The organism is Rosettibacter sp. KY25, from assembly GCF_057554405.1.
The window spans coordinates 1-23,860 of the sequence record NZ_BAAJAO010000001.1 but is presented as its reverse complement, the minus strand read 5'-3'; the positions used below and the strand labels follow the sequence as shown (position 1 = coordinate 23,860).

24 protein-coding genes and 1 tRNA gene are annotated in these 23,860 nt (G+C 30.8%); 14 read left to right on the top strand and 11 right to left on the bottom strand.

Annotated elements, in window-relative coordinates:
- Window positions 1–8 precede the first annotated feature (8 nt).
- The 4 genes from AC27L2_RS00125 to AC27L2_RS00110 all read right to left on the bottom strand — a co-directional run bounded on the left by AC27L2_RS00125 (window position 9) and on the right by AC27L2_RS00110 (window position 2,840).
- Window positions 9–539 carry a cyclic nucleotide-binding domain-containing protein gene (locus AC27L2_RS00125; protein ID WP_487209623.1) on the bottom strand — a complete coding sequence of 177 codons (531 nt, stop codon included), beginning with the start codon at window positions 537–539 and terminating at the stop codon, window positions 9–11.
- A gap of 9 nt (window positions 540–548) precedes the next feature.
- Window positions 549–1,301: a 1-(5-phosphoribosyl)-5-[(5-phosphoribosylamino)methylideneamino]imidazole-4-carboxamide isomerase gene (locus AC27L2_RS00120; protein WP_487209622.1), complete on the bottom strand. Its 753-nt coding sequence runs from the start codon at window positions 1,299–1,301 to the stop codon at window positions 549–551.
- Window positions 1,294–2,445 carry an acyl-CoA dehydrogenase family protein gene (locus AC27L2_RS00115; protein WP_487209621.1) on the bottom strand — a complete coding sequence of 384 codons (1,152 nt, stop codon included), beginning with the start codon at window positions 2,443–2,445 and terminating at the stop codon, window positions 1,294–1,296. The genes AC27L2_RS00120 and AC27L2_RS00115 overlap by 8 nt, the downstream gene beginning before the upstream one ends.
- 107 nt (window positions 2,446–2,552) lie before the next feature.
- Window positions 2,553–2,840 carry a hypothetical protein gene (locus tag AC27L2_RS00110; RefSeq protein ID WP_487209620.1) on the bottom strand — a complete coding sequence of 96 codons (288 nt, stop codon included), beginning with the start codon at window positions 2,838–2,840 and terminating at the stop codon, window positions 2,553–2,555.
- Window positions 2,841–2,986: 146 nt separating this feature from the next.
- On the opposite strand from AC27L2_RS00110, the gene AC27L2_RS00105 reads away from it, so the two are divergent.
- The 8 genes from AC27L2_RS00105 to AC27L2_RS00070 are packed head-to-tail and all read left to right on the top strand — an operon-like array spanning window position 2,987 to window position 10,532.
- Complete coding sequence (locus AC27L2_RS00105; RefSeq protein WP_487209619.1) at window positions 2,987–3,820, top strand: alpha/beta hydrolase family protein; 834 nt, start codon at window positions 2,987–2,989, stop codon at window positions 3,818–3,820.
- Between the two features lie 13 nt (window positions 3,821–3,833).
- Window positions 3,834–4,400 (top strand): biotin transporter BioY, encoded by a 567-nt coding sequence (locus AC27L2_RS00100; RefSeq protein ID WP_487209618.1) that lies wholly within the window; start codon window positions 3,834–3,836, stop codon window positions 4,398–4,400.
- Between the two features lie 25 nt (window positions 4,401–4,425).
- Complete coding sequence (locus AC27L2_RS00095; protein WP_487209617.1) at window positions 4,426–6,429, top strand: (Fe-S)-binding protein; 2,004 nt, start codon at window positions 4,426–4,428, stop codon at window positions 6,427–6,429.
- Between the two features lie 17 nt (window positions 6,430–6,446).
- A complete protein-coding gene (locus AC27L2_RS00090) occupies window positions 6,447–6,641 on the top strand; it encodes a histone H1 (protein WP_487209616.1) in 195 nt (64 codons plus the stop codon).
- Entirely contained in the window at window positions 6,634–7,803 is a 1,170-nt protein-coding gene (locus AC27L2_RS00085) for a CapA family protein (protein ID WP_487209615.1), read from the top strand. Before AC27L2_RS00090 ends, AC27L2_RS00085 begins: the two co-directional genes overlap by 8 nt.
- A 37-nt stretch (window positions 7,804–7,840) precedes the next feature.
- On the top strand, window positions 7,841–9,016 hold the full coding sequence (locus AC27L2_RS00080) for an MFS transporter (RefSeq protein ID WP_487209614.1): 1,176 nt from the start codon (window positions 7,841–7,843) through the stop codon (window positions 9,014–9,016).
- Window positions 9,013–9,999: a tRNA dihydrouridine synthase DusB gene (dusB, locus tag AC27L2_RS00075; protein WP_487209613.1), complete on the top strand. Its 987-nt coding sequence runs from the start codon at window positions 9,013–9,015 to the stop codon at window positions 9,997–9,999. The genes AC27L2_RS00080 and dusB overlap by 4 nt, the downstream gene beginning before the upstream one ends.
- An 11-nt stretch (window positions 10,000–10,010) precedes the next feature.
- Window positions 10,011–10,532 carry an adenine phosphoribosyltransferase gene (locus AC27L2_RS00070; RefSeq protein ID WP_487209612.1) on the top strand — a complete coding sequence of 174 codons (522 nt, stop codon included), beginning with the start codon at window positions 10,011–10,013 and terminating at the stop codon, window positions 10,530–10,532.
- Between the two features lie 28 nt (window positions 10,533–10,560).
- Here the strand turns inward: AC27L2_RS00070 and rsmI are convergent, their stop codons facing one another.
- Window positions 10,561–11,274: a 16S rRNA (cytidine(1402)-2'-O)-methyltransferase gene (gene rsmI / locus AC27L2_RS00065; protein ID WP_487209611.1), complete on the bottom strand. Its 714-nt coding sequence runs from the start codon at window positions 11,272–11,274 to the stop codon at window positions 10,561–10,563.
- Window positions 11,275–11,542: 268 nt separating this feature from the next.
- On the opposite strand from rsmI, the gene AC27L2_RS00060 reads away from it, so the two are divergent.
- On the top strand, window positions 11,543–11,983 hold the full coding sequence (locus AC27L2_RS00060) for a hypothetical protein (protein WP_487209610.1): 441 nt from the start codon (window positions 11,543–11,545) through the stop codon (window positions 11,981–11,983).
- A gap of 25 nt (window positions 11,984–12,008) precedes the next feature.
- Here the strand turns inward: AC27L2_RS00060 and lat are convergent, their stop codons facing one another.
- A complete protein-coding gene (gene lat, locus AC27L2_RS00055; protein WP_487209609.1) occupies window positions 12,009–13,358 on the bottom strand; it encodes an L-lysine 6-transaminase in 1,350 nt (449 codons plus the stop codon).
- A 297-nt stretch (window positions 13,359–13,655) separates the two neighbouring features.
- Here lat and AC27L2_RS00050 point away from each other — a divergent pair, with 297 nt between their 5' ends.
- Together AC27L2_RS00050 and amaB are read left to right on the top strand one after the other, a co-directional pair.
- Entirely contained in the window at window positions 13,656–14,249 is a 594-nt protein-coding gene (locus AC27L2_RS00050) for a hypothetical protein (RefSeq protein ID WP_487209608.1), read from the top strand.
- A 29-nt stretch (window positions 14,250–14,278) separates the two neighbouring features.
- Window positions 14,279–15,811, top strand: coding sequence for an L-piperidine-6-carboxylate dehydrogenase (gene amaB, locus AC27L2_RS00045; protein ID WP_487209607.1), 1,533 nt, complete (start codon window positions 14,279–14,281; stop codon window positions 15,809–15,811).
- Between the two features lie 31 nt (window positions 15,812–15,842).
- Here the strand turns inward: amaB and AC27L2_RS00040 are convergent, their stop codons facing one another.
- Together AC27L2_RS00040 and AC27L2_RS00035 are read right to left on the bottom strand one after the other, a co-directional pair.
- A complete protein-coding gene (locus AC27L2_RS00040; RefSeq protein WP_487209606.1) occupies window positions 15,843–17,801 on the bottom strand; it encodes a helix-hairpin-helix domain-containing protein in 1,959 nt (652 codons plus the stop codon).
- A complete protein-coding gene (locus AC27L2_RS00035; RefSeq protein WP_487209605.1) occupies window positions 17,798–18,592 on the bottom strand; it encodes a PorV/PorQ family protein in 795 nt (264 codons plus the stop codon). The genes AC27L2_RS00040 and AC27L2_RS00035 overlap by 4 nt, the downstream gene beginning before the upstream one ends.
- 87 nt (window positions 18,593–18,679) lie before the next feature.
- Between AC27L2_RS00035 and porD the strand changes: the two genes are divergently transcribed.
- Complete coding sequence (porD, locus tag AC27L2_RS00030) at window positions 18,680–19,558, top strand: type IX secretion system protein PorD (RefSeq protein WP_487209604.1); 879 nt, start codon at window positions 18,680–18,682, stop codon at window positions 19,556–19,558.
- Between the two features lie 45 nt (window positions 19,559–19,603).
- Here porD and AC27L2_RS00025 read toward each other — a convergent pair whose 3' ends face one another.
- Window positions 19,604–20,725, bottom strand: a complete 1,122-nt coding sequence (locus AC27L2_RS00025) for a hypothetical protein (protein WP_487209603.1) — start codon at window positions 20,723–20,725, stop codon at window positions 19,604–19,606.
- Window positions 20,726–20,798: 73 nt separating this feature from the next.
- The gene (locus tag AC27L2_RS00020) at window positions 20,799–21,992 is read right to left on the bottom strand and encodes an aminotransferase class I/II-fold pyridoxal phosphate-dependent enzyme (protein ID WP_487209602.1); all 1,194 of its coding nucleotides are present in this window, start codon (window positions 21,990–21,992) and stop codon (window positions 20,799–20,801) included.
- A gap of 114 nt (window positions 21,993–22,106) precedes the next feature.
- Between AC27L2_RS00020 and AC27L2_RS00015 the strand changes: the two genes are divergently transcribed.
- On the top strand, window positions 22,107–23,099 hold the full coding sequence (locus AC27L2_RS00015) for an NAD-dependent epimerase/dehydratase family protein (RefSeq protein WP_487209601.1): 993 nt from the start codon (window positions 22,107–22,109) through the stop codon (window positions 23,097–23,099).
- 23 nt (window positions 23,100–23,122) lie between these two features.
- On the opposite strand, the gene AC27L2_RS00010 is transcribed toward AC27L2_RS00015, so the two are convergent.
- Window positions 23,123–23,530, bottom strand: a complete 408-nt coding sequence (locus tag AC27L2_RS00010) for a c-type cytochrome domain-containing protein (protein ID WP_487209600.1) — start codon at window positions 23,528–23,530, stop codon at window positions 23,123–23,125.
- A gap of 190 nt (window positions 23,531–23,720) precedes the next feature.
- On the opposite strand from AC27L2_RS00010, the gene AC27L2_RS00005 reads away from it, so the two are divergent.
- Window positions 23,721–23,793: transfer RNA gene (locus AC27L2_RS00005), tRNA-Ala, on the top strand.
- Window positions 23,794–23,860 lie beyond the last annotated feature (67 nt).

Genomic DNA, 23,860 nt, shown 5'->3' with positions numbered 1-23,860 from the left:
AGTCCACCTCACTTTTTTCTATATTTATTATAAAGTTCAATGTAATCTTGATTAAGATTTCTTAATCTTCTTGAAATTATTTGAGTAATTCCTCTTAAAATTTTTATTCCTTCAAGAGGATGAGATTCAATAAATTCATCCAAATCTGGCTTAAAAATTACAGCGAGTTGTGAATCTTTAAGTGCGATTGCAGAAGCAGAACGTTTTTCGTTATCAAGCAGAGCTAACTCGCCAAAAAAATCACCACGCATTAGATGTGCAAGGTCAAATCTTTCATTATCTTCAGCTTCAAATGTTATTAAAATTTCTCCATTAACTATTATATATAAACCAATTCCTGGGTCATTTTGATAAAAAATATATTCATTAGCAGCATAAACTCGGTTGTGAAATAATTTTAATAATGATGCAAAATTCTTGCTGTTAAGATTTTTAAATGGCGGCATTGACAAAAGCACTTGTTCCAAATCACTTTTTTCTGTTGGGGTCTTAAACAAATTTGCCCAGAAACTGCTATTTACTTTTGTTTTGTTTTCCATTTATAATCTCTAATTAAATAATCCTGCTTCGGCAACACGCCAGATTTTTTGACATGGAAATTTATTTTCGTATAATGCTCTGCCAATAATTACAGAATCTACATAACCTTCAGTTTCTTTTTGTAATTTAATCAAATCGTGGTAACCGCCAATTCCGCCGGAGTGTGTAACTTTTCTTTCAGTAACCTCTGCAATATTTTTTGAAAGTTCAATATTTGGTCCGAGCATCATTCCATTTCTTCTAACATCTGTTACAACATAGCGTTGTGCACCAAGGTCTTTCAGCATGCGTGCGTAGTCTAAAGCATTAATTCCTGTAAAGACTCTTCTTCCGCGAGTAACAACTTGATTTTCTATTACATCAATTGCTGCTACAACTCTGTTTGGTGTAAAAGTTTCAAGAATTTTAGAAAATTCTTTTGGATTTTCGAAAGCAAGTGTTCCAATTACAATTCTTGTTACACCTAAATCAAAAGCAATTTTAGCATCTTCAAGGTTTCTGATGCCTCCACCAAGTTCAACTGGAATAATAACAGCTTCGCAGATTTTTCTGATAATTTCATGATTAACATTTGAATGTTCCCATGCAGCGTTGAAGTCAACAACATGAAGACACTTTGCATTTTCGGCGCGCCAAATGAGTGCCATCTCTACGGGGTCGTTTCCGTATGCTGGACAATTTAATTCTGGAATGCCTTGAACAACTCTAACAGTTTTTCCATCCTGTATATCGATTGAAGGAATCACTAATAGTTTAGCCATTGAATTTCCACTTGCCTTGATTCTTTATAGTTTTTCTGCTGATTATTAATTTCTGAATCTCACTTGTTCCTTCAAAAATTTTTAGAATTCTTACATCTCTATAAAATCTTTCAATTGGAAGTTCTCTTGAATATCCCATTCCACCATGAATTTGAACTGCCATATCAGCAATTTTTGAGACTGCTTCTGAACAATAAAGTTTAACAATTGCTGCATCGTGACTTATGTCCATACCTTTATCATATTTTTCTGCAGCTCGATAAAGGATGCTTTCCATCAAATAAATTTTTGTTGTCATATCTGCAATCATAAATTGAATTGCTTCAAATTGTGAAATTGGCTGGTCAAATTGAACTCTTTGATTTGCATATTGAACAGAAAGTTCAAGTAATTCTTTAGCAGCTCCAATACTACACGCTCCAACAGTTAATCTTCCTGCATCAAGTGTTTTCATTGCAATTGCAAATCCTCGTCCTTCTGTTCCGATTATGTTTTCAGGAGGAACTTCAACATTGTTAAATCTTATTGCATTGGTTACACTTCCTCGTATCCCAAGTTTTTTTTCGTTTGGGCCAATTTCTACACCTTCGAAATTTTTTTCGACAACAAAACCTGTTATTCCTTTTTCTGTTCTTGCAAAAACAGAAAATACATCTGCTATAGCTCCATTGGTAATCCAGAGTTTTTCACCATTAATAATCCATTTGCCGTTTTTTTTAGTTGCTGTGGTTTTTAAGTTAAATGAATCTGAACCAGCTTGAGCTTCTGTAAGACAAAATGCAGCTATTTTCTCACCAGATGTTAGCGAAGGTAAATATTTTTGTTTTAATTCTTCAGAACCCCCAATGTAAATTGCATTTGTTCCAATTGATTGATGTGCCCCAATAAAAGTAGCAGTAGCACCACAGCCTCTTGCAACTTCTTCTTGTGCAATGCAGTAACCAACTTCGCCAAAACCTCCTCCTCCATATTTTTCAGGGAATGCAGTTCCCAATAATCCAACTTCTGCAATTTTCTTAATTAATTCTTGCGGAATAAACTCTTGTTCGTCAATTTTTTTTGCCAACGGTTTAATTTCTGCGTTCGTGAATTCTCTTACCATTGAACGCAGCATTTCTTGTTCTTCTGTGAACTGTAATATCATGTTAAGTAAGTTTTTTCTGATTTGCTGATGCAAAATAAAGAAATGGATTCTAAAATAAAATTATATAAGGAGTGGATTATTAAAAGTATGAGTTCAAAAATAGAATATTATACAGCTTGTGAAGTTTCTACTGCAAACATTTTGTACTGTTTATAAAGAGCAACTGCATCCTCAAAACTGAATCTTGTTCTAATTAAAAAGCTTTCATCTCTTTTCTTTGCAGGAGGTTCTGGTTCCCATTCTAAATTTGAATTTAAGACTGTGTTATTTTCTGTATTAACTATAGCCCATTTTGCAACGCCATTTTTGTTTGATTTCATAACAAGGTGTATTTTACCCTCTAATCCAAATCTCATTGCAACATCAAACCATTTTGCTTTTTCTTCTATTGTCATTTTTCTTTGAAAGCTATTTTTTCTAACTTATAATCGTAAAAAAATTGGAAAGCTTTAGTGAGTTGTATATTAGATTTTTTTATCATCAAAACCAAGTATAATAAATTCTTGACTTTCGAATCACTAATATTCATATTTCGCACTATATGATTGAAAATTTTACTCTTTTTACATCCGATAATGAAAAACTTGCAATTACCACTTACTTTAATAGAAATAATTTTAGTGGGAATGCAATTATTTTTGTCCATGGTTTTAAAGGTTTTAAAGATTGGGGGTTTGTTCCTTATCTTGGAGATTATTTTGCCAATAAAGGTTTTTTTGTGATAACATTTAATTTTTCTTTTAATGGCATTGGAGAAAATTTAACAGAATTTACAGAACTTGATAAATTTGCTAAAAATACAATTTCAAGAGAAATTAGAGAATTAAACGAACTTACAGAAGCATTAAAATCTGATTTCTTTAATATCAATTTCAATGGTAAAATAGGATATATAGGACACAGTCGTGGAGGAGCAATTGCAATTTTAACAGCAAGCAAAAGAAACGATATAAGCTGCGTTAGTCTATGGGCTTCAATTTCAAAGCTCGATAGATATACTGAACGACAAAAAGAACAATGGCGCAAAAAAGGTTATCTCGAAATCATAAATACGAGAACAAATCAAGTAATGAAACTTGATATTTCTCTTCTTGAAGATATTGAAAAAAATTCAGATGATTTTTTGAATATTCAAAAAGCTGTGTCACAGTTTAATAGACCATTGTTAATTGTTCATGGCAATCAGGATATGGTTGTTCCTGTAAAAGAGGCAATGCAATTGTATGAATGGTCAAATAAAACTAAGACAGAATTTTTCAAAATATATGGCACAGGACATACTTTTGATGTTGTTCATCCTTTCAATGGTTCAAATGAAAAATTTGAAAGAGTATTAGAAACCACATTCAATTTTTTTCAAAATAATCTTAAATAAAAAAAGGTGAAACATGATAGTAAAAGAATTATCCAATCAAATTGTTTATGTCTTAGATAAAATCAAATCAAAACAATTGTTAGGTATAATTTCATTTTCATTACTTACATTTCTTAGTGCTCAATTCATAATACCTGTTCAACCTGTTCCTTTTACACTTCAAACAATGATTGTAATATTATCTGGAGCTTTTTTGGGTGCAAGAAATGGTTTATTAAGTCAATTAATATATTTAGCGCTTGGAGTTCTTGGATTACCTGTGTTTGCTGGTTTTAGTGCTGGAATATTAAAATTATTTGGTCCAACTGGAGGATATTTGTTATCATTTCCCTTTGCTGCATTTTTAACTGGATATTTAATTGAAAAGAAAAATACAAATCTGTATTTATTTCTTTCTTTTATACTTGGGGAACTAATAGTTTTAGTTGGCGGGGCATCATATCTTGCATTATTCTTAAATGGCAATTTTAAACAAGCTCTATTTAGCGGTGCATTTATATTTTCTGTATGGGATTTTATCAAAGTAATTGCAGCATTCAGCATTTATAAAGCAATTAACATTAAGTTCCATAAAGAATAAATAATTTCACAATTTCGGATTAAAAATGAATGCTAAAAATATAATTTTTATTATTGTATTCTTTAGTGCAATTGGATTTTTTCTTTATAATCTAAGAAAAATTATTCGATATATTCTTTTGGGTCAGAAAGAGAATAGATTTGATAATCCTGTAGAAAGAATAAAAAATGTATTGAAAATTGCATTTGCACAATCAAAATTATTAAGAGAACCTGTAGCTGGCACAGTTCATTTTTTCATTTTCTGGGGATTTATAATTTTTCTTCTTGCTGTACTTGAATCAATCATTCAGGGATTCTATTCTAATTTCAGCTGGGAATTTTTAGGTTCTTTCTACAAAATTATTACATTAATTCAAGATTTATTTGGATTGCTTGTTATTATTTCTGTTTTAACCGCTCTTTACAGAAGATTTATAATAAGAATCCCAAGATTAAATGCAGGCAAAGAAGGAAATTTAGATGCAGCAATAATTTTGCTTTTGATACTTGGAGTAGTTATTTCAATGTTTGGGCAGAATTCTGCATATATTGCATTTAATAATTTTTCATTATCAGAAAATGAATTTAGGCCAGTCTCTGCAGCGCTAAGCAAATATTTTTTTACAAATGCAGTTTCATTATCAAAAATATCATATGAAATTTTTTGGTGGGTTCATATTTTGCTTGTACTGAGTTTTTTAAATTTTCTTCCTTATTCAAAACATTTCCATGTTATTTCGTCAATTCCAAATGTTTACTTTTCCAAACTTAATCATGAAAAATTTGTTCTGAAAAAAATAAATCTTGAAGATGAAAATATCACTCAATTTGGCGCATCAGATTTTGAGCATTTAACATGGAAACAAATACTTGATGGATTTGCATGCACTGAATGTGGAAGATGCACAGATGCATGCCCAGCTTCGCATACAGGAAAAAAATTATCACCTCGTGAGATTATAAAAAATATTCGTCATAGAACCGAAGATAAAGCTCCTTTATTGTTAAATGGTGTTAATGAGAATGAAATATTAACCAGAACACTTATTCATGATTATATAACAGATGAAGAAGTTTGGGCGTGTACAACTTGTGGAGCTTGCATGAATGAATGTCCAGTTACTATTGAACATATTGATACAATTGTAGATTTAAGAAGAAATCTTGTTTTAATGGAATCAAATTTTCCATCTGAATTAAATGCAGTTTTCAGAAATATAGAAACGAACTTTACACCATGGGCTTTTAATGCGCAGGATAGGGCGAATTGGGCTGAAGGAATGAATATAAAAACTATGGCAGAAGATTCAAATTGTGAAATTTTATTCTGGGTAGGATGTGCTGGCTCTTTTGATGCTCGTTATCAAAAAGTGACAAAATCAATTGCAAAATTGATGCAAAATGCAAATATTGAATTTAGAATTCTGGGCGTTGAAGAAAAATGCACAGGGGATGCAGCACGAAAGTTAGGAAATGAATATCTGGCTCAAATGTTAATACAAGAAAATGTCGAAACTCTGAATAAGTATAATGTTAAAAAAATTGTAACTGGCTGTCCTCATTGTTTTAATATGTTGAAAAATGAATATCCACACTTTGGCGGAAATTATGAAGTTATTCATCATACTGACATGATTTTGAATTTATTGAAAGAGGGAAAATTAAAATTGAAAGACGAATCGCTGAAACAAAGAATTACTTATCATGATTCATGCTATCTTGGCCGATATAATAATATTTATGATTCACCAAGAGAATCTCTGAAAATGATTAATGGGATAAATCTAATTGAAATGGAAAGAAATAGAGACAGAGGTTTTTGCTGCGGGGCAGGGGGCGGAAGAATGTTTCTTGAAGAAAATGAGGGTGAAAGAATTAATGAAAATAGAACCAAAGAAGCAATTAAAACTAATGCTGATGTGATTGCATCAGCTTGTCCATTTTGTATGACTATGCTTTCTGATGGATTAAAAACTTTTAATAAATCCGATGAAATTGCAGTTAAAGATATTTCCGAAATAATTCTTGAAAACTTATTAAATAATTAAAAAGTATGGAGGTATACATGCAAAAGTATCAAAATTTAGTAGAGTTCGTTAAAAGTTTAGAAACAGACGTAATTAAGTTCTACGAAAAAGGTCAAGCAGCTGCAGGCACTCGTCTAAGAAAAGGATTGAGTGAGCTGAAAAAAATGGCTCAAGAAATAAGAAATGAGATTCAAGAAGTAAAGGCTCAACGCAAAGCTTCAAAAAGTGAATAATATATTTGTAAAAGGCTGGATTTTTATATCCAGCCTGTTTTTTAAATCATTATTTGTAAAATTTCTTTCTGTTTGCCTATTTATAATTTCTTATTCATTCCTGTTTGAGTTATATCAGAATAGCTCTTCAAATCAATTATCCAATGTTTCTGAATCTAAAATTAAATTGACTTTCGTTGGCGACTTAATGTGTCATCTTCCTCAATTAAATGCTGCTCAAATAAATAAAGACAGTTTCGATTTCAAGCCATCATTCAATTACATTAAAGAATTTCTTGAAAATTCCGATTTAACTTTTGGGAATTTAGAGACTGTCATAGGCGAAGAAAAAGATTTTTATAAAGGTTATCCAACTTTTAATTCCCCACCAGAATTTGTTGATGCACTTAAATATGCTGGTTTTGATATTTTGTTTACTTCTAACAATCATGCTTATGATCAAGGAATTTCTGGAATACTTAGAACAATTAATTCTATTAAAAAGAATCAAATGGAATACATAGGAACTTACTTTTCAAAAAGCGATTATGATTCATTAAGAATTATTAGTAAAAAAAATTTTAAGATTGGATTATTGGCTTATACTTACGGGTTGAACATTAATTTAAAGATGAACAAATATGCAGTTAAAATTATTGATACTCTTTTGATTAAAAGGGAGATTAATCAATTAAAAGAAAAAGCTGCTGATATAATTTTAGTTTATTTTCATTTTGGAGATGAGTATAAAAGAAATCCATCATCCTATCAAAAAGAAATTGTAAGAAAAACAATTGAATATGGGGCAGACGTTATTGTTGCAAGTCATCCGCATGTTGTTCAACCAATAATGATTTATAGTTCTGGAAATAAAATTGGTAAAACATTGGTTGCATATTCATTAGGAAATTTTATTTCAAATCAAAGATGGAGATATTCTGATGCTGGAGTAATTCTTAGTGTTTATCTAAGTAAAATTAACAATACATTTGCATTGGACAGCATTTCAATAATTCCTACCTGGGTTTATAAAGGTTTGATTGATGGGAAAAATCAATTTTATATTATTCCTTGTGATACGTTCAAAATAAATGATTATCCATTTCTAAATAATTCTGATAAAAAACTTATCAAAAGAAGTTACAATGATATTAAGGAAATGTTTTTAAATCAGAATTATTAACCAATTTCATATCTTTGCATGTTAATATTTCATTTGTATGAAAAATAAAGCATCGCTTACAGTAATATTTATAACAATATTTATAGATTTAATGGGTTTTGGAATATTAATTCCAATTCTGCCAACCTTTGCAAGCAAAGAATTAGGTGTGCCCGATTATGGGATTGGAATAATTGTAGCAATTTTTTCTTTGATGCAGTTTTTATTTAATCCATTACTCGGCAAATTATCTGATGCTGTTGGAAGAAAACCAATAATTGCATCTACATTATTATTAACATCAATTTCTTATGTTATCTTTATTTTTGCTAAATCTTTTGGAGTATTGTTCTTGTCAAGAGCTTTAGCTGGACTTGGTGGAAGCAATATTGGAGTTGCTCAAGCATATATTGCTGATATAACTCCTCCAGAAGAGAGACTTAAGGGAATGGGAATAATTGGAGTTGCATTTGGTCTTGGATTTGTCTTTGGTCCTTTGATTGGTGCATTTATTTCAAAGTTCGGTTATACAATTACTGGTTTAAGCAGCGCAGTTTTTTCTTTCACTGCGTTTTTATTTGCATTATTAATTTTACCAGAATCCAGACAAAAAAAATCGGAGAAAATAAATTTCCGTTTTAAGTTATTTGATTTAGTTTATATTAAAGAAGTTATACGAAAACCTGTTGTTGGTTTGTTAATAATTATTTTTTTCTTGGTTATTTTTTCAATTGCTAATATGTATGGAACATTTGCACTGCTTGGTTATAAATTTTATCATTTTAATGACCAGCAAAATGGGATTCTTTTTGGTATAATGGGTATTATTGGTGCTATCGTTCAAGGTGGATTAATTAAATTCACAAATAAATTTTCAGAACGAACTCTTTTATATCTTGGTTTAATTTTTATGATGTTAGGACTTGCTGGAATTCCATACGGAGGAAATTTTTTGGGAGTTGTTATTATTATTTCGATATTATCAATTGGGACAGGAATTCTGCAGCCATTAATTTTAAGTATGATTTCAAAATATTCACCTAAAGAAGAACAGGGTTCCGTTCTTGGTTTGAATCAATCATTCTCTGCATTTGCAAGAGTGCTTGGTCCGCTCTGGGGCGGCTTTTCTTATGATTATCTGGGTTATAAAGCTCCATTTCTTACAGGAGCAGTTTTTACATTTTTTATATTAATCATTGTAATTAACTTTTTGAAAAAAATTATTTTAACATGAACATTGGCAAAATCAAAATAAATAAAGCTTTGCTTTTAGCACCAATGGAAGATGTTACAGATATTGCATTCAGAAAATTATGCAAAGAATTTGGTGCAGATATAGTTTATACTGAATTTGTTAATTCAGATGGATTAATACGCTCTAACAAAAAGACATTTAAGAAACTTGAAATTACTGAAGAAGAAAGACCAGTTGGAATCCAAATTTATGGCGGTAACTTAGAACCTATGATAGAAGCTGCAAAAATAGCAGAGAAAAAAAATCCAGACATTATTGATATTAATGCCGGCTGCTGGGTTAAAAAAATTGCTAATCGAGGTGCAGGGGCAGGTTTATTGCGTGATCCGGATTATATGCAAAAAATGGTTGAATCAATTGTTAAGACTGTTAAAATTCCAGTAACTGTGAAAACAAGAATAGGTTGGGATGAGAACTCAATTAATATTATTGAGATAGCAAAAAGAATTGAAGATGCGGGCGCTTCTGCAATAACAGTTCATTGCAGAACAAGAAGTCAAGGACATAATGGAGAAGCTGATTGGTCATGGATTCCAAAAGTTAAAGAAGTAGTTAAGATTCCTGTTTTTCTTAATGGTGGAGTATTTACAGCTTACGATGTAAAAAAGGCATTTGAAACTACAAATGCTGATGGGGTAATGATTGCTCGCGGTGCAATTGAAAAGCCATGGATTTTTAGAGAAGCTAAAGAACTTTTAGAGTATGGAGAAATAAAATTAGTTGATTCCCCTGAATTTAGGTTTCAAACAGCTCTACGCCATTTGAAATATTCACTTGAAATTAAAGAGCCAAGAGCAGCTATAATACCATTCAGAAAATTCTGGTCGGGTTACTTAAAAGGTTTAAGAAATTCATCAAAAATAAAACAGGAATTGATGAAATTAACTGAGTATGCTCCCATTGAAAATTTATTAATGAATTATCTTGAGGAATTAAAAAAGGAAGAAAAATATATCTATTAAAGGGTGCCAATATGGAATTAAAAAATTACATTAGAACAATACCTGATTTTCCCAAAAAGGGAATTATGTTCAGGGATATTACTACTTTACTTAAAGATGGAAAAGCATTTAAATATGCTGTAGATGAATTGTATAACTTATGTAAAAACAAAAAGATAACTAAAGTAGTTGGGATTGAATCTCGCGGCTTTATTTTGGGTGCTGCGCTGGCAAATAAACTGGGGGTAGGTTTTGTGCCAGTTAGAAAACCAGGTAAACTTCCAGCAGAAAAATTGTCAGAAACATACTCGTTAGAGTATGGAATTGACTCTGTTGAAATTCATAAAGATGCTGTTGAAAGTGGGGATTTAGTCCTAATGCATGATGACTTGCTTGCTACTGGGGGAACTATGGAAGCAGCTTGTAAATTAGTTGAAAAATTGGGAGCAAAAGTTGTTCAAATTTCATTTCTAATAGAGTTAAGTTTTCTTAAAGGACGAGAAAAATTAAAAGATTTTGAAGTATACTCTTTAATTCAGTACGATTCGGAATAGAATATTTCAATAAATTTGATTGAGAAATTCACTTAAAATCAATTGAAAAATTTTTTGGTGCAATTATAACTACAAATTCTCCTTTGATTATTTTTTTATCAAAATCTTTTAAAATTTCATTTGGTGTACCTCGCCAAACTTCTTCAAATTTTTTTGTTAACTCTCTTGCAACAACAATCAATCTTTCAGGCATGTAATTATTTAACTCTTCTATCAGTTTTTTAATTCGATGCATTGATTCATAGAGAACAATTGTTCTCTCTTCTTTTGCAAGTTCCTGAAGTTTTTTCTTTCTTCCTTTCTTTTGAGGTAAAAAGCCTTCGAATACAAAAGAACTTGAAGGTAAACCGCTTACACTTAAAGCAGCAGTAACAGCACTTGGACCAGGAACAGGTATAATTTTTATTTCATTCTGTATAGCTTCATTAATTAATTTAGAACCAGGGTCAGATATCAAGGGTGTACCAGCATCAGAAACAAGGGCACACGAATAACCAGATTTTATTTCTTGTAAAATTTTATTTATCTGAAATTCTTCATTGTTTGCATTAACAACTACAAATTTTTTCTGAATGTTGTAGTGGTCAAAAAGAATTTTTGTTACTCTTGTATCTTCACAAATTACGAAGTCAACACTCTTTAATGTCTCTAATGCACGCAATGTTATATCTTCTAAATTGCCAATGGGTGTAGCTACTACATAAATTTTTCCGTATTTGTTTTTATCGAAGGAACTACTCATAAATTTTTTGTTAGTGAATAAAATTATTTCTAATAGAAAAAATTATTTGCTTACAAAAAGTAATAATTATTATCGTTCAATTACACAGGAATTTTAATAAAAAATATTTTTCGTAGAATTAATTTCAGTGTAAATTATTTCTACAAAATCATTTTTTGACTGCCACAAAATTTTTCTTCGGCAAGTAATTAAACAAACATTCACATCTTTACGATAATAAGCCAGAAGCAACAAACAATATTAGTAAAGTTATTATTGTGAGGTTAACATGAAAAAAATATTGATGATGGGTGCAGTAATAGTATTTCTTGTAACATCGTGCGTAACAGAAAAAATCATTGAACCAACAGTACCAAATGATTACAGTGGACAATATCAGTCAATTCCTTATTCGCCTGATAATGCTGACCCAATTGTAATTTTATTGCTTTCTCATGAAGGTAATAAAGTTTATGGAACAGGCAGTTGGAATGCAATAACATTCAATTTTGAAGGCACTGTAATTAATAAACATACTATTTTAACATTTACATTAAGAGATACAAACGTTGGTAATGTCAATGGCGATATTGATGCATGGTTTGGCGATGATAATAGTCTTGCAGGTGGTTATAAATTATGGAATTCTTCACAATTATTTAATGGTGCAATTAGATTTAAGTTGGTTCAAAAACTTGAGAAGAAGCACGACCAAGGTGCAGGATATTAAAATAAAGGCTCTGTTGAAGAGCCTTTTATAAACTTCGAAGTGTTCTTCTTATTATTTCAATTCCTTTATCTACCTCATCTTTTGTAATAATTAATGGCGGTCTGAATCTTACAGTTGATACACCACAACCAAGCATAAGCATTTTGTTTTCAAATAATTTTGAGAGAAATCTTTTTCTAATTTCTGGTGACGGCATATCAAAAGCACACATTAAGCCAAGTCCACGTGCTTGACTAACAAGATGAGGAAAATCTTTTTGGACTTCTAATAGTTTTTCTAAAAGATAGTTGCCAACAACTCTTGCATTTTCAATTAAGTTATCTTCAACAATAACTTCGAGATATTTTCTTGCTCTTACCATATCAGTTAAATTTCCGCCCCATGTTGAATTAATTCTCCCTGATACTCTTAAAACATTATCTTCAACCTCGTCGATTCTGCTGCTGACCATAATTCCACAAACCTGAAGTTTTTTCCCAAATGATATAATATCAGGCTGAACAAAGTGTTCATGAGCCCACATTTTGCCTGTTAAACCAACTCCTGTTTGAACCTCATCTAACATAAGCATTATTTCATGTTCGTCTGCAATCTCTCTGAGTTTTAAGAAAAATTCTTTTCTGAAAAAGTTATCTCCACCTTCACCTTGAATTGGTTCAATTATAATTGCTGCAATATCATCTTTGTTGTTTTTAATTGCTGAATAAATTTCATTTATTGCCTGATTTTCCATTTGAATAATCTTGTCTAAATTTTCTTCCATCGGGAATATTATTTTGGGATTCGTAATTCTGGGCCAATTGAATTTAGGATAGTGTGCAGTTTTAATTGGGTCTGTGTTTGTTAATGACAATGTATATCCTGACCTGCCATGAAAAGCCTGACGAAAATGAATAACCTGTTGACCCTTTTCTTCCTTATATCCTTTCATAAAATTTTTTTTGACTTTCCAATCAAATGCTGCTTTAAGTCCATTTTCAACTGCAAGTGTTCCGCCTTCTACAAAAAACAAATGTTTGAAATATTCCGGCTTTGCAAGTCTGCATAAAGTATCAACAAATTTTGCCATTTCAACTGTATAGATATCTGAATTAGATGGTTTATTCATTGCAGCTAATGTTAATTCTTCTTTGAACTCTTTCGTGTTTAACTTTGGATGATTCATCCCAAGCGGGGCAGAAGCAAAGAATGAATAGAAATCTAAATATTCATCTCCTGTCTTAGCATCAATAATTGTTAAACCGTGACTTTTTTCTAAATCAAGAACAATTTCAAAACCATCAATTAACATTACTTTGCGAAGTACATTAAGTGCATTTTCAGGAGTAACTTTGGTAATGTTATTAACAAATGCAGTATTAGTATTTTCTGACATAGTGACCTCTCAATTTTTTTAGTTTTTATTTTGGTAAGTATGCTGAGAGGGGAAGAACTTAGTAAACTTGTTCTAAGCGGGAACTTAAGTAGCTTTTTAAGTTTTTTCTGCCGGTTAGTTTTTGAAAATCAATGTACTTCATAAATAATTGCGAAATTTCACTGTTAAATTATGAATCATACTCAATATTAACAAATCAATTTTAGAGTACATTAAATATTTATTTTATTGAAATGCTGAAGTTTGTTAAAGAAATATTTTTGCTTAATTTAAATCGAGAATAAAAATTGAATAATAATGCGAATCAAATTTTCTTGCATCATTTTATTATTGATTATTATTACAGGGTGCAGTAAAAAAAGTAATGATAAATTTAATTTTCGTAATAGAATAGACAAATCGAAACTTGCCGCTGAAATTACTGATGAAAAATTGAAGATTAAATTTAATCCTCCAATTGATTGGCAAATTAAACAACCCGAATTTTCAAGAAAAGTAGAAAGCTTTTCAAAAAATTCTGAATCTAACGAGAAAAATTTTTTTTACACGCCAGTTTATCTTTTCTATAACGATTCTACAAATAGTTTGCTGAGCGTTGGATATGTTGATTCACCTGATAGTTCATTATCTCTAAATGATAAATTGAATTATTACAAAAATTTAATAAGCAATAAATATCATCTATACAATTTATCAGTAGATGAATTTGCTAATTCAAATATTCATTTAACTCAATTCAAATATGAAATAGGAAATTTTATAAATAACAAGATTGTGTTTAAAAGCAAAGATTGCATTATAACATTCGATTTCACAGTTCTAAAAAAAAATTACAACAAAGAATTTGAATATATTGAATCTGCAATAAGCTCTATAAAACTGATTAATTGAAGAGCAAAAAGGAATTTATAGGAGGCAATATGGAGTTTTTAAAATTATTAGGAATAAAAGAAGAAAATTTTGGAGCTTCAACCGGATTAAACTGGCTTGGAACCAAAAGCAGTGGAATGATAGAAGTTATTTCTCCTGTTGATGGGAAATTAATTGCAAAAGTTTATCAGGCAAGTGAAAATGATTATGACCTTGTTGTAGAAAAATCTGTTGAAGCATTTAAATTCTGGCGAACAGTTCCAGCTCCCAAACGCGGTGATATTGTTAGACAAATTGGATTAAAACTTAGAGCTTATAAAGAAAATCTTGGAAGATTAGTTTCCTATGAGATGGGAAAATCTTTGCAAGAAGGATTAGGTGAAGTTCAGGAGATGATTGACATTTGCGATTTTGCTGTTGGTTTGTCACGACAGTTGTATGGTTTTACAATGACTTCTGAAAGAGAAAAACATAGAATGTATGAACAATATCATCCTTTGGGTGTTGTAGGAATTATTACTGCTTTCAATTTCCCTGTAGCTGTTTGGTCATGGAACGCTATGATTGCAACAGTTTGTGGAGATGTTAATTTATGGAAACCTTCTTCAAAAACACCTTTATCTGCTATTGCAGTTCAAAATATTTTGTCAGAAGTAATAAAAGAAAATAATTTGCCCGAAGGTTTGTTCTCGCTAATCATTGGCAAAGGTTCAACTATTGGTGAAAAATTATTGAATGATAAAAGAATTCCATTGATTTCATTAACTGGTTCAATTCAGGTAGGGCAGCATGCAGCTGGTATAATTGCCAAAAGATTCGGGAGAGCAATTCTTGAGTTAGGAGGGAACAATGCAATTATCATAACACCAAATGCAGATTTAAATCTTGCAATTCCTGCAGTAGTTTTTGGAGCAGTTGGAACAGCAGGACAAAGATGCACAACAACCCGGCGTTTAATTGTTCATGAAGATATTTATGATAAAGTTAAAGATTCTTTAATCAAAGCATACCAGAGTTTGAAAATTGGAAATCCACTTGACGAAAAAAATCATGTTGGACCTTTGATTGACAAAGCTGCAGTTGAAGAATTTAAGAATGCATTAAATCTTGTTCAAAAAGAGGGAGGAAAAATTTTGTACGGCGGTGATGTTTTATCGGGCGAAGGTTATGAATCTGGATGTTATGTTGTTCCAGCAATTGTGGAAGCTGAAAATCATTACAAAATTGTTCAGGAAGAAACTTTTGCTCCAATTCTTTATTTGATTAAATATTCCGGCGATGTTCAAAATGCAATTAATATTCAGAATGATGTTGTGCAGGGATTATCTTCTGCAATCTTCACAAATAATTTGAGAGAAGCTGAAGAATTTCTTTCTGCATGGGGAAGTGATTGCGGAATTGCAAATGTTAATATTGGAACATCTGGTGCAGAAATTGGTGGTGCATTCGGTGGAGAAAAACATACTGGCGGAGGCCGTGAATCAGGTTCTGATGCATGGAAATTTTATATGCGTCGTCAAACTAATACAATTAATTTTGGAACTAAATTGCCTCTTGCTCAAGGAATTAAATTTGAGATATAAACTTGATTGAAAGAATTTTCTTAAAGATGTTTTACAGTCTCCAGTCAATCTGAAGACTAATTCTGTTATCTAAATTACCTTTAATTTCATTATATCCTGTGCCTAAAGTTCTTTCACCTGGTTTATATAATTCAGAGTATTTTAAAGAAAAGTTTATCCCAAAATTTGTGTTATATTTTATCATTAAATACCATCTAATTCCTTCACCATATAAAGCAGGAATTGTCATGATTCCCGGCAAATCATTTTCATATTCATAAAGTCTTGAGTTGTATGAATCTGTTCTGAAGAAAATTACTCTGCCATAAAATTGCAAATTCTTATTCGGTAAATAGTTGATATCTTCAGAAATTAAATATCCATTTTCTTTTTGTAATTGAGAAAGAGAAATTAATTCTAATCTGGTTTTTAATTTTAGTTTTGATGATGAATTAAATAAAATTTCTATTCGAATATTGTTTGTGATTCTGTTAATGAATGATTTTACTTCATTCGAGTTATTTGTAATCTCTTTGTTTTGATGCTTGTATTTTACTCTCAATTCAGTCCGTGGAAAAATTTTATTATAGTAGTAAATTAAAAATTCTTTGCCGTTTGAAGATAATAATAAAGTATTATCAGTTTTTGGATTTTGAAATTGGTCATAATAAAAATTGAAATTGCCAAATTTAGTTTTCAATAAAATCCCTGTATAAAATCCAATTTCATTTTGAACCGAAGAATTTTCTCCAAATGAATTTCCATGCAGACTTATAAAATTGTTAGGATAATATCTGTATGAAAAAAGAACTGATAAATTTTTATCTGCTTCAAGTATTGCTGTATTGATAGCCGCAATAGAATTTTGGTGATAAGCCATCTCGCCGATTAAATTTATTTTTTTTATTAATGTTGAATAACTTATTGAATAATAATCGAACGAGCTGTTAGTCTTATCAGAATTTAATTTTAATTCATTGCTCAATTTTGAATGATAGTAAAGCAAGCCAATTTTGTTATTTGCAGACAAAGATAAATTAACTGCTGTTCCAATAATATTTTCACGAACTCTATCTTTTTTATTAATTTCTGTATTAGTTCTATGATAACCATCATAATCAAATGAAGTTATGTTGTTTGAAATACTATCTATTGATGCATCAATTTTATTATATGAAATAAATGGGGATAAAATTAATTTGCCGGCATTTACATTCATTGCGAAGCCATGAAAAAATTTATTTTCGTCTGTGCTTGTGTAAGGTATAATTGTTCTTCCATTTCTACTTACAAAATTTACAGCATCAATCCCTTTGGAAAATGAATATGGTCCCCATAATGCAAGTCCCTGACCAAATTCAATTATGTAGTCACCGAAAGTGATATTCGAAAAAATTGAATAATTATTAATTTGAAAGTGATAAGAGAAAAAATCTGATAAAGAACTTTCACCTGCATCTTTTTCCATTGTAAATCCAGCTCGAAAATAATTTTGTGAGTTAATGAGAAAACGGTTATAAATTTTTTGCCTCGATCCTGCAAATTTGTTTTCCGCAAAATCTTTTCTGGTTTGAATATCCTGAATGGTTCTTAATCGATTAGAAATTTTTATTCTTTGTAAAAGATTTTTATATGATAGAATTTCGTTATCAGTTTTTTTGATTTGAATGAAAGGCTTTATTCGGTCAATTAATTCATCATTAAGCTCATTAATATTTTTTAATTCATTAAGTGAGTTGAAGCTGCCATGTAAATCTCGGTATCTTACGATAGCATTTGCTGTTAATAAATTTAGAAATGGAATATGAAGTAATTGTTCAGATGTAGCTGAATTGATATCAATTGGATGATTGACAAGCTCTTCAATCAAATCATAAATCTGAAAATCTTCTTTATTTGTCGAAGCATCTTCGAGCAAAATCTGAAAATCATCATTAATTTCTGTTGAATCAACCTGTGCAAAAATTAATGATGAAAATAACAATGAAAGAAATGCTGATTTAATTTTCATTTTAATTGAATAATTAAACCAAATTGATGTGTTAAACCCAAATCTTGATGCGAGATTACTCCATACTCAATTGAAATAAAGTCATAAGAAAATCCAAAACCACCTGAAAATTCTTCTGGCTGATTTGTAGTTCCAACTCTAAGTGACAAATAATCAAGAATCTTGTACTCAGCTCCCAATTTTAATGAAATATTATAGTTGAGTTCCTTAACTAATGCTGTAAAGAAATTTATATCGTCAATGGGTGAATAATTGACTCCAAGATTTAATGTTACTGGGAATTGATTCTCCTCATTATTTATTGTTGTTCTTGTTAAGTTTTCGAATACAAAACCAAGATTTAGATTTTTTGTTAATTCAGCTTTGCATCCAAGATTGAATAAAAGAAAAGCTCTGCTCCCATAATTTTTTATTGAGATATTTTTTAATATTGATGTAACTCCAAACGAAAAATTATTTGAAAGTGATTTGCTTAAGCCAATTGCAAATTGAGTTTCTTTGTAGAGTTCAAAACCATAAATCATAAAGCCGGCAGATATTACCCCAAATTCTGCAGGTTGAATGTATGATAAGTAAGCAGTTAATAATTCTTTAAGACCAAACGGCGAAGGTGAATATGAAATTCCAATTGTGCTGTTTGAAATACTGCTTAAAGTTGAAGGATTATAAAACAAAGAAAAAACATCTGACGATGATAAATCCGAAAACGACAAAGCAGCTTGGCGTGCACCTGGTTTAATCTGTGCAACACATAATTCAAATGAAATCAAAAGAAGAAAAAAGATTTTCAAAACCCTCTTCATACTGGGATTCAAGTTAATAGATTGTAAAATTATTTTCAATTCCATATTTTGAACAAAAAGAAATTAGAGTTAGTTATGAAAAAGCTAATATTGATTGTATTGATTATTGCATCAACTATTAAAGCTCAGGAACTCGACGCAACTGTTAGTGTTAATTATGAACAGCTGCCAGTTGCAGCTAAAGAGAGATTGGAAAATTTTCAGAATCAAATTCAAAGTTATTTGAATAACACAAAATTTACTAAAGGAAATTGGGAAGGTGATAGAATAAAATGTAGTTTTAATATTTTCTTCATTAGTTCAAGTGATGAAACAACTTATATGGCTCAGTTAGTTGTTACAAGTCAACGACCAATTGAAGGCACAGAAAGAAATTCGCTAATGCTAAACATTCTTGATAATGCATGGAATTTTAAATATGAAAAAAATCAAGCGATGTATTTTAATCAAACAGATTTCGACCCTCTTGTAAGTCTTCTTGATTATTATGCTTATATAATTATTGGATTCGATATGGATTCGTATTACAAATTAGGCGGCTCAGAATATTTTTCAAAAGCATTAGAAATAACTATAAAAGGGGCAAATAGTCAATTTGCAGAAGGCTGGCAGGCAAAAGGAACTTTGTATAACAGGCGAGGGCTTGCTGAAAATCTTGTCAATGCAAAGTATCAACAATTTAGAATGGATTATTTTGATTATCATTACAATGGTTTAGACCTTTTAGAAAGTGACCCAAAAACTGGAATAAAAAATATTGTAAAACTTATAAAGAATCTTGAAAAAGTAAGAGACCAGATAGATACACGCAGTGTTCTGCTAAAAGTATTTTTTGATGCTAAAGCTGGTGAAATAGTAGAGGTATTGAAAAACTATCCTGACAAATCAATTTTTGAGACACTCAAAAAAATTGATGCTCCTCATATTGCAAAATATGAAGAGGCATTAAAATAAACTTTTAGATTATTTATAGGATAAGCAGTTTATTCAATGCAATGATTAAATAGGTATTTCGTAAATCCTGTATTTTTTGTAGAGTTCACTATTCATAACCTCGGCTGCGCGGTTCATCATGTCGTTATCTTCCAAAATCCAGCTTGCTTCACCCAAATAAATTCCGAGTTTAGCTGCTCGGTTTACAATTTCCCAATAGAAAACTGCATCAAGTCCTCGCTTTTGATATTCTGGGATTATACCCAATGTAAGAATTCTTGCCCATGTAATTTTTTTTCTTTGTGTAAAAAGTTTGATAAAGTTAAACGGAAAAAGTCTTCCGTTCATAGTTTTGAATAATTGATTATAATCAAGCATAACCAGAGAAAATCCAACAAGCTGATTGTCAATTTCTCCAAAAAGAACAAGTGATGGTTCAACTAGTGGTTTTAAGTCTTTTGCCATCGCATCAATTTCTTTTTCTGTCATTGGAACAAAACCCCAATTCGGAGCCCAAGCTTTGTTGTAAACATATTTCACTTTTTCTAATTCACGCTTAAAGTTCTTCATATCTAATTGTGTGATTTTTAGTTTATATCTTTCTTGAGCAATTTGTGCTACTCTTTTAATCTTATCTGATGTAATGATTTTATTATATTCGATTTTGTAAGCGTAAAGGTCTTTAGCTTTTTTAAAACCATAATTTTCACAAAGGTCTAAATAATATTTTGGATTATAAGGCATCAAAATTCTTGGTTCATCATCAAAACCTTCAAGCAACATTCCATATTCATCATTTGAAGATGGATTAGCTGGACCACGCATTGCATTTAAGCCTTTTGACTTCAGCCATTCTTTGGCTGCATCAAAAAGTTTATTTGCAACTTCCTGATCGTTGATACATTCAAAAAATCCGAAGAAACCAACTTTGTCGTTGTGATATTGATTGTGGAGGTCGTTTTTGATTGCTGCAATTCTACCGACAAGTTCACCATTTTTTTCTGCAAGAAATAATTCCATATCGGCATGTTCAAAGAATGGATTTTTTTTCTTATCCAGAATTTTTTTCTTATCATAAATTAAAGGTGGTACCCAGTAGGGGTCGTTCTTATAAATTTTCCATGGGAATTTTATGAATGTCATTAAATCTTTTTTTGATTCTACTTTTTTTATTTTTATTTCTGACATAAGACCTCCAAAATTAAAAAAGAGCCTTATCAAATAAATTTGACAGGCTCATTTATGGATTAAAGAATTACTATTAAATTAATCCTAATTCTTTTCCAACTTTTTTGAATGTATCAACAATAAATTCTAAATGTTCATCTTCATGAGTTGACATGTAGCTTGTTCTCATCATTTGTCTTCCTGGAGGAACACCCGGTGAAATAAATACATTAACAAAAACCCCTGCATCGAAAAGTTTTCTCCACATTTTAAATGCTAATTCGTCATCACCAACAATTACAGGAACAATAGCTGTTCTTCCGTCAACAATATTAAATCCAGCTTCTTTCAATCCTTGACGAACTTTATTGGCATTATTAATTAATTTTTGAACGCGCCATGGTTCCTGTTCAAGAATATCGAGAGCTGCAAGTGCGGCTGCAACAGCTGCGGGGGTTGGAGATGCACTGAATATCAATGCTGATGAATGATGTTTCAAATAATTAATTACTCTTTCTGGACCAGCAACAAATCCACCTAAAGAGGCGAATGTTTTGCTGAAAGTGCCCATTGTTAAATCAACTTCTTTTTCAAGATTGAATTCGCTTGCTGTTCCTCTTCCGCCTTTTCCGATTACTCCAACAGCATGTGCATCATCAATTAATACGCGTGCATTGTATTTTTTAGCAAGACCGACAAGTGTTGGCAAATCTACAATTTCTCCACCTGTGCTGAAAACACCATCGCTTACAATTAACTTACCAGCTTCAATAGGAATTTTTTGAAGAACTCTTTCAAGGTCATTCATATCATTGTGTTTATATCTTACAAGTTCTGCAGTAGCACCGCGTGCCATAATTTGTCCTGCAACAATACAAGCATGATTATCTCTGTCTGAAACAACATATTCTCCTTTTTGAACTAATGCAGTTATAATTCCTTGAGCAGTTTGGTAACCTGTACTGTAAAGAAGAACAGCTTCTGCACCAAAAAACTTTGCTAATCTGTTTTCTAATTCAATGTGAAGGTCAAGTGTGCCTGTTAAGTATCTTGAGCCTGAGCATCCGGTACCATACTTTTCAACTGCTTTTATAGCAGCTTCTTTGACTTTGGGATGTGCTGTTAAACCTAAGTAATTATTGGAACCTGCCATTACAATTTTTCTTCCTTCAATTTGAACTACAGGTCCCTCATTTTCTTCGATGGGTCTGAAATATGGATAATAACCCAGCGCTTTGATATCATCTGCGCGGGTAAATTCAAAACATTTTGTGAATAAATCTCCCAAAAATACCTCCAGATTGTTTTACAAATTTTGATTTTTATATTTTAGTTATATTATTTGAATAAAATTCTTAAACAACAAAAACAATATAAATAAAATTAACAATTATTTAATACTATGGAATCTAAAATTATTTCTGTTGTAACGGGAGCTTCTGGATTTGTAGGAAGCCATATGGTCGATTATCTTCTTGAAAAAGGTCATCATGTAAAATGTATTTTGAGAAAAACAAGTTCAACAAAATGGCTTGAAGGTAAATCAGTAGAAATTTTTTATTCTGGATTATTTGATAAAGAAAAATTAAAAGAAGTTCTTAAAGATGCTGATTATTTATTTCATATCGCTGGAGTTGTAAAATCAAAAACAGAAGAAGGATATTTCAAAGGCAATGTTGAAACAACAAGAAATCTTCTTGATGCATTATGTGAACTTGATTCAAAAATTAAAAGAATTGTTGTTGTAAGCAGTCAAACTGCATGCGGACCTTCATTGAATGGAAAACCATGTAACGAAGAAACTCCTGAACATCCAATTACAACTTATGGTAGAAGCAAACTTGCCGAAGAGCAGCTTGCAAAAAATTATATGGATAGATTGCCCATAACAATTGTTAGACTGCCTGCAGTTTATGGTGAAAGAGATACAGAAATTTATCAGGTTTTTAAAACCTATAAAATGGGATTAATGACACTTGTTGGATTCAATGAAAAGAAATTGAATTTAAGTCATGTTTATGATGTAGTAAATGGAATTTACCTTGCAGCAACATCTGAAAAATCTAAAGGTCAACTCTATTTTATTGCTTCAGAAGAAATTTACACATGGGAACAGATTAGTCAATCTATCAAAAAAGCATTTGGAAGAGGAGCGATTAAAGTTAGAATTCCTCATTTTCTTGTTTATGCAGTAGCAGCAATAGCACAATTTTTTGCAATGTTCAGTTCAAAAGCAGCAACTTTTAATTTGGAGAAAGCAAAAGATTTTGTTCAAAAAGAATGGACCTGCGATGTTTCAAAAGCAAAAAATGAATTAGGTTATAAACAAGTGATTTCATTAGATGAAGGAATGAAAAGAACAATTTCATGGTACAGAGAAATGAAATGGTTGTAAATAAAATTGCTAATGAGATTTATTTAATTATTCTTTGCACCTTCTTTAATCCAGGTTTTTATGCCATCTATTTGATTTTTAGTGAGAGGCCATCTTCCTACTGGAGGCATTGGATTTGTGCCACGTCCTTCTATTGCCCAGACAAGTTTGCTGTTTTCAGGTAGACCAGGGGCAACAATTAAATAGTCTGCAGTTGTGTTAAAATAATTTGTTAAACTCAATCCACCAGCTAAATCTCTATCATTATGACATCCTGCATAATTGCATTTTGCATCAAACACAGGTTGAATGTGTTGTGAATAACTTACATTTGAAGCAGGAATTTGTCTATTGTCCAAATCTTGTTGTGTGATAGTATCATCACATGAATATGAAATTAATAGCACAAATGTAATTATGAAAATGATGTTAATAAATTTTCTATAGTTCATAACTTCACAAATTTTTCATACAAAGATATTCTTACTTCAAATGTAATTCAATGAATTTATTTTGAAAGAAGTAATAAGTGATTGATTTATTCATGATGAAAAAATTTTTTCTATCAAAATACATTATTCTTAATTCTAATGTTATTTGACACACGAATGTAAGTTTATCTATATTTGCAATGAATTTTACGGGGCTGTAGCTCAGTTGGGAGAGCGCTTGAATGGCATTCAAGAGGTCAGGGGTTCGAATCCCCTCAGCTCCACAAATGGGGGATAAATATTATACATACATATTACATTCCTTAAAGACAAATCGATATTATGTAGGTC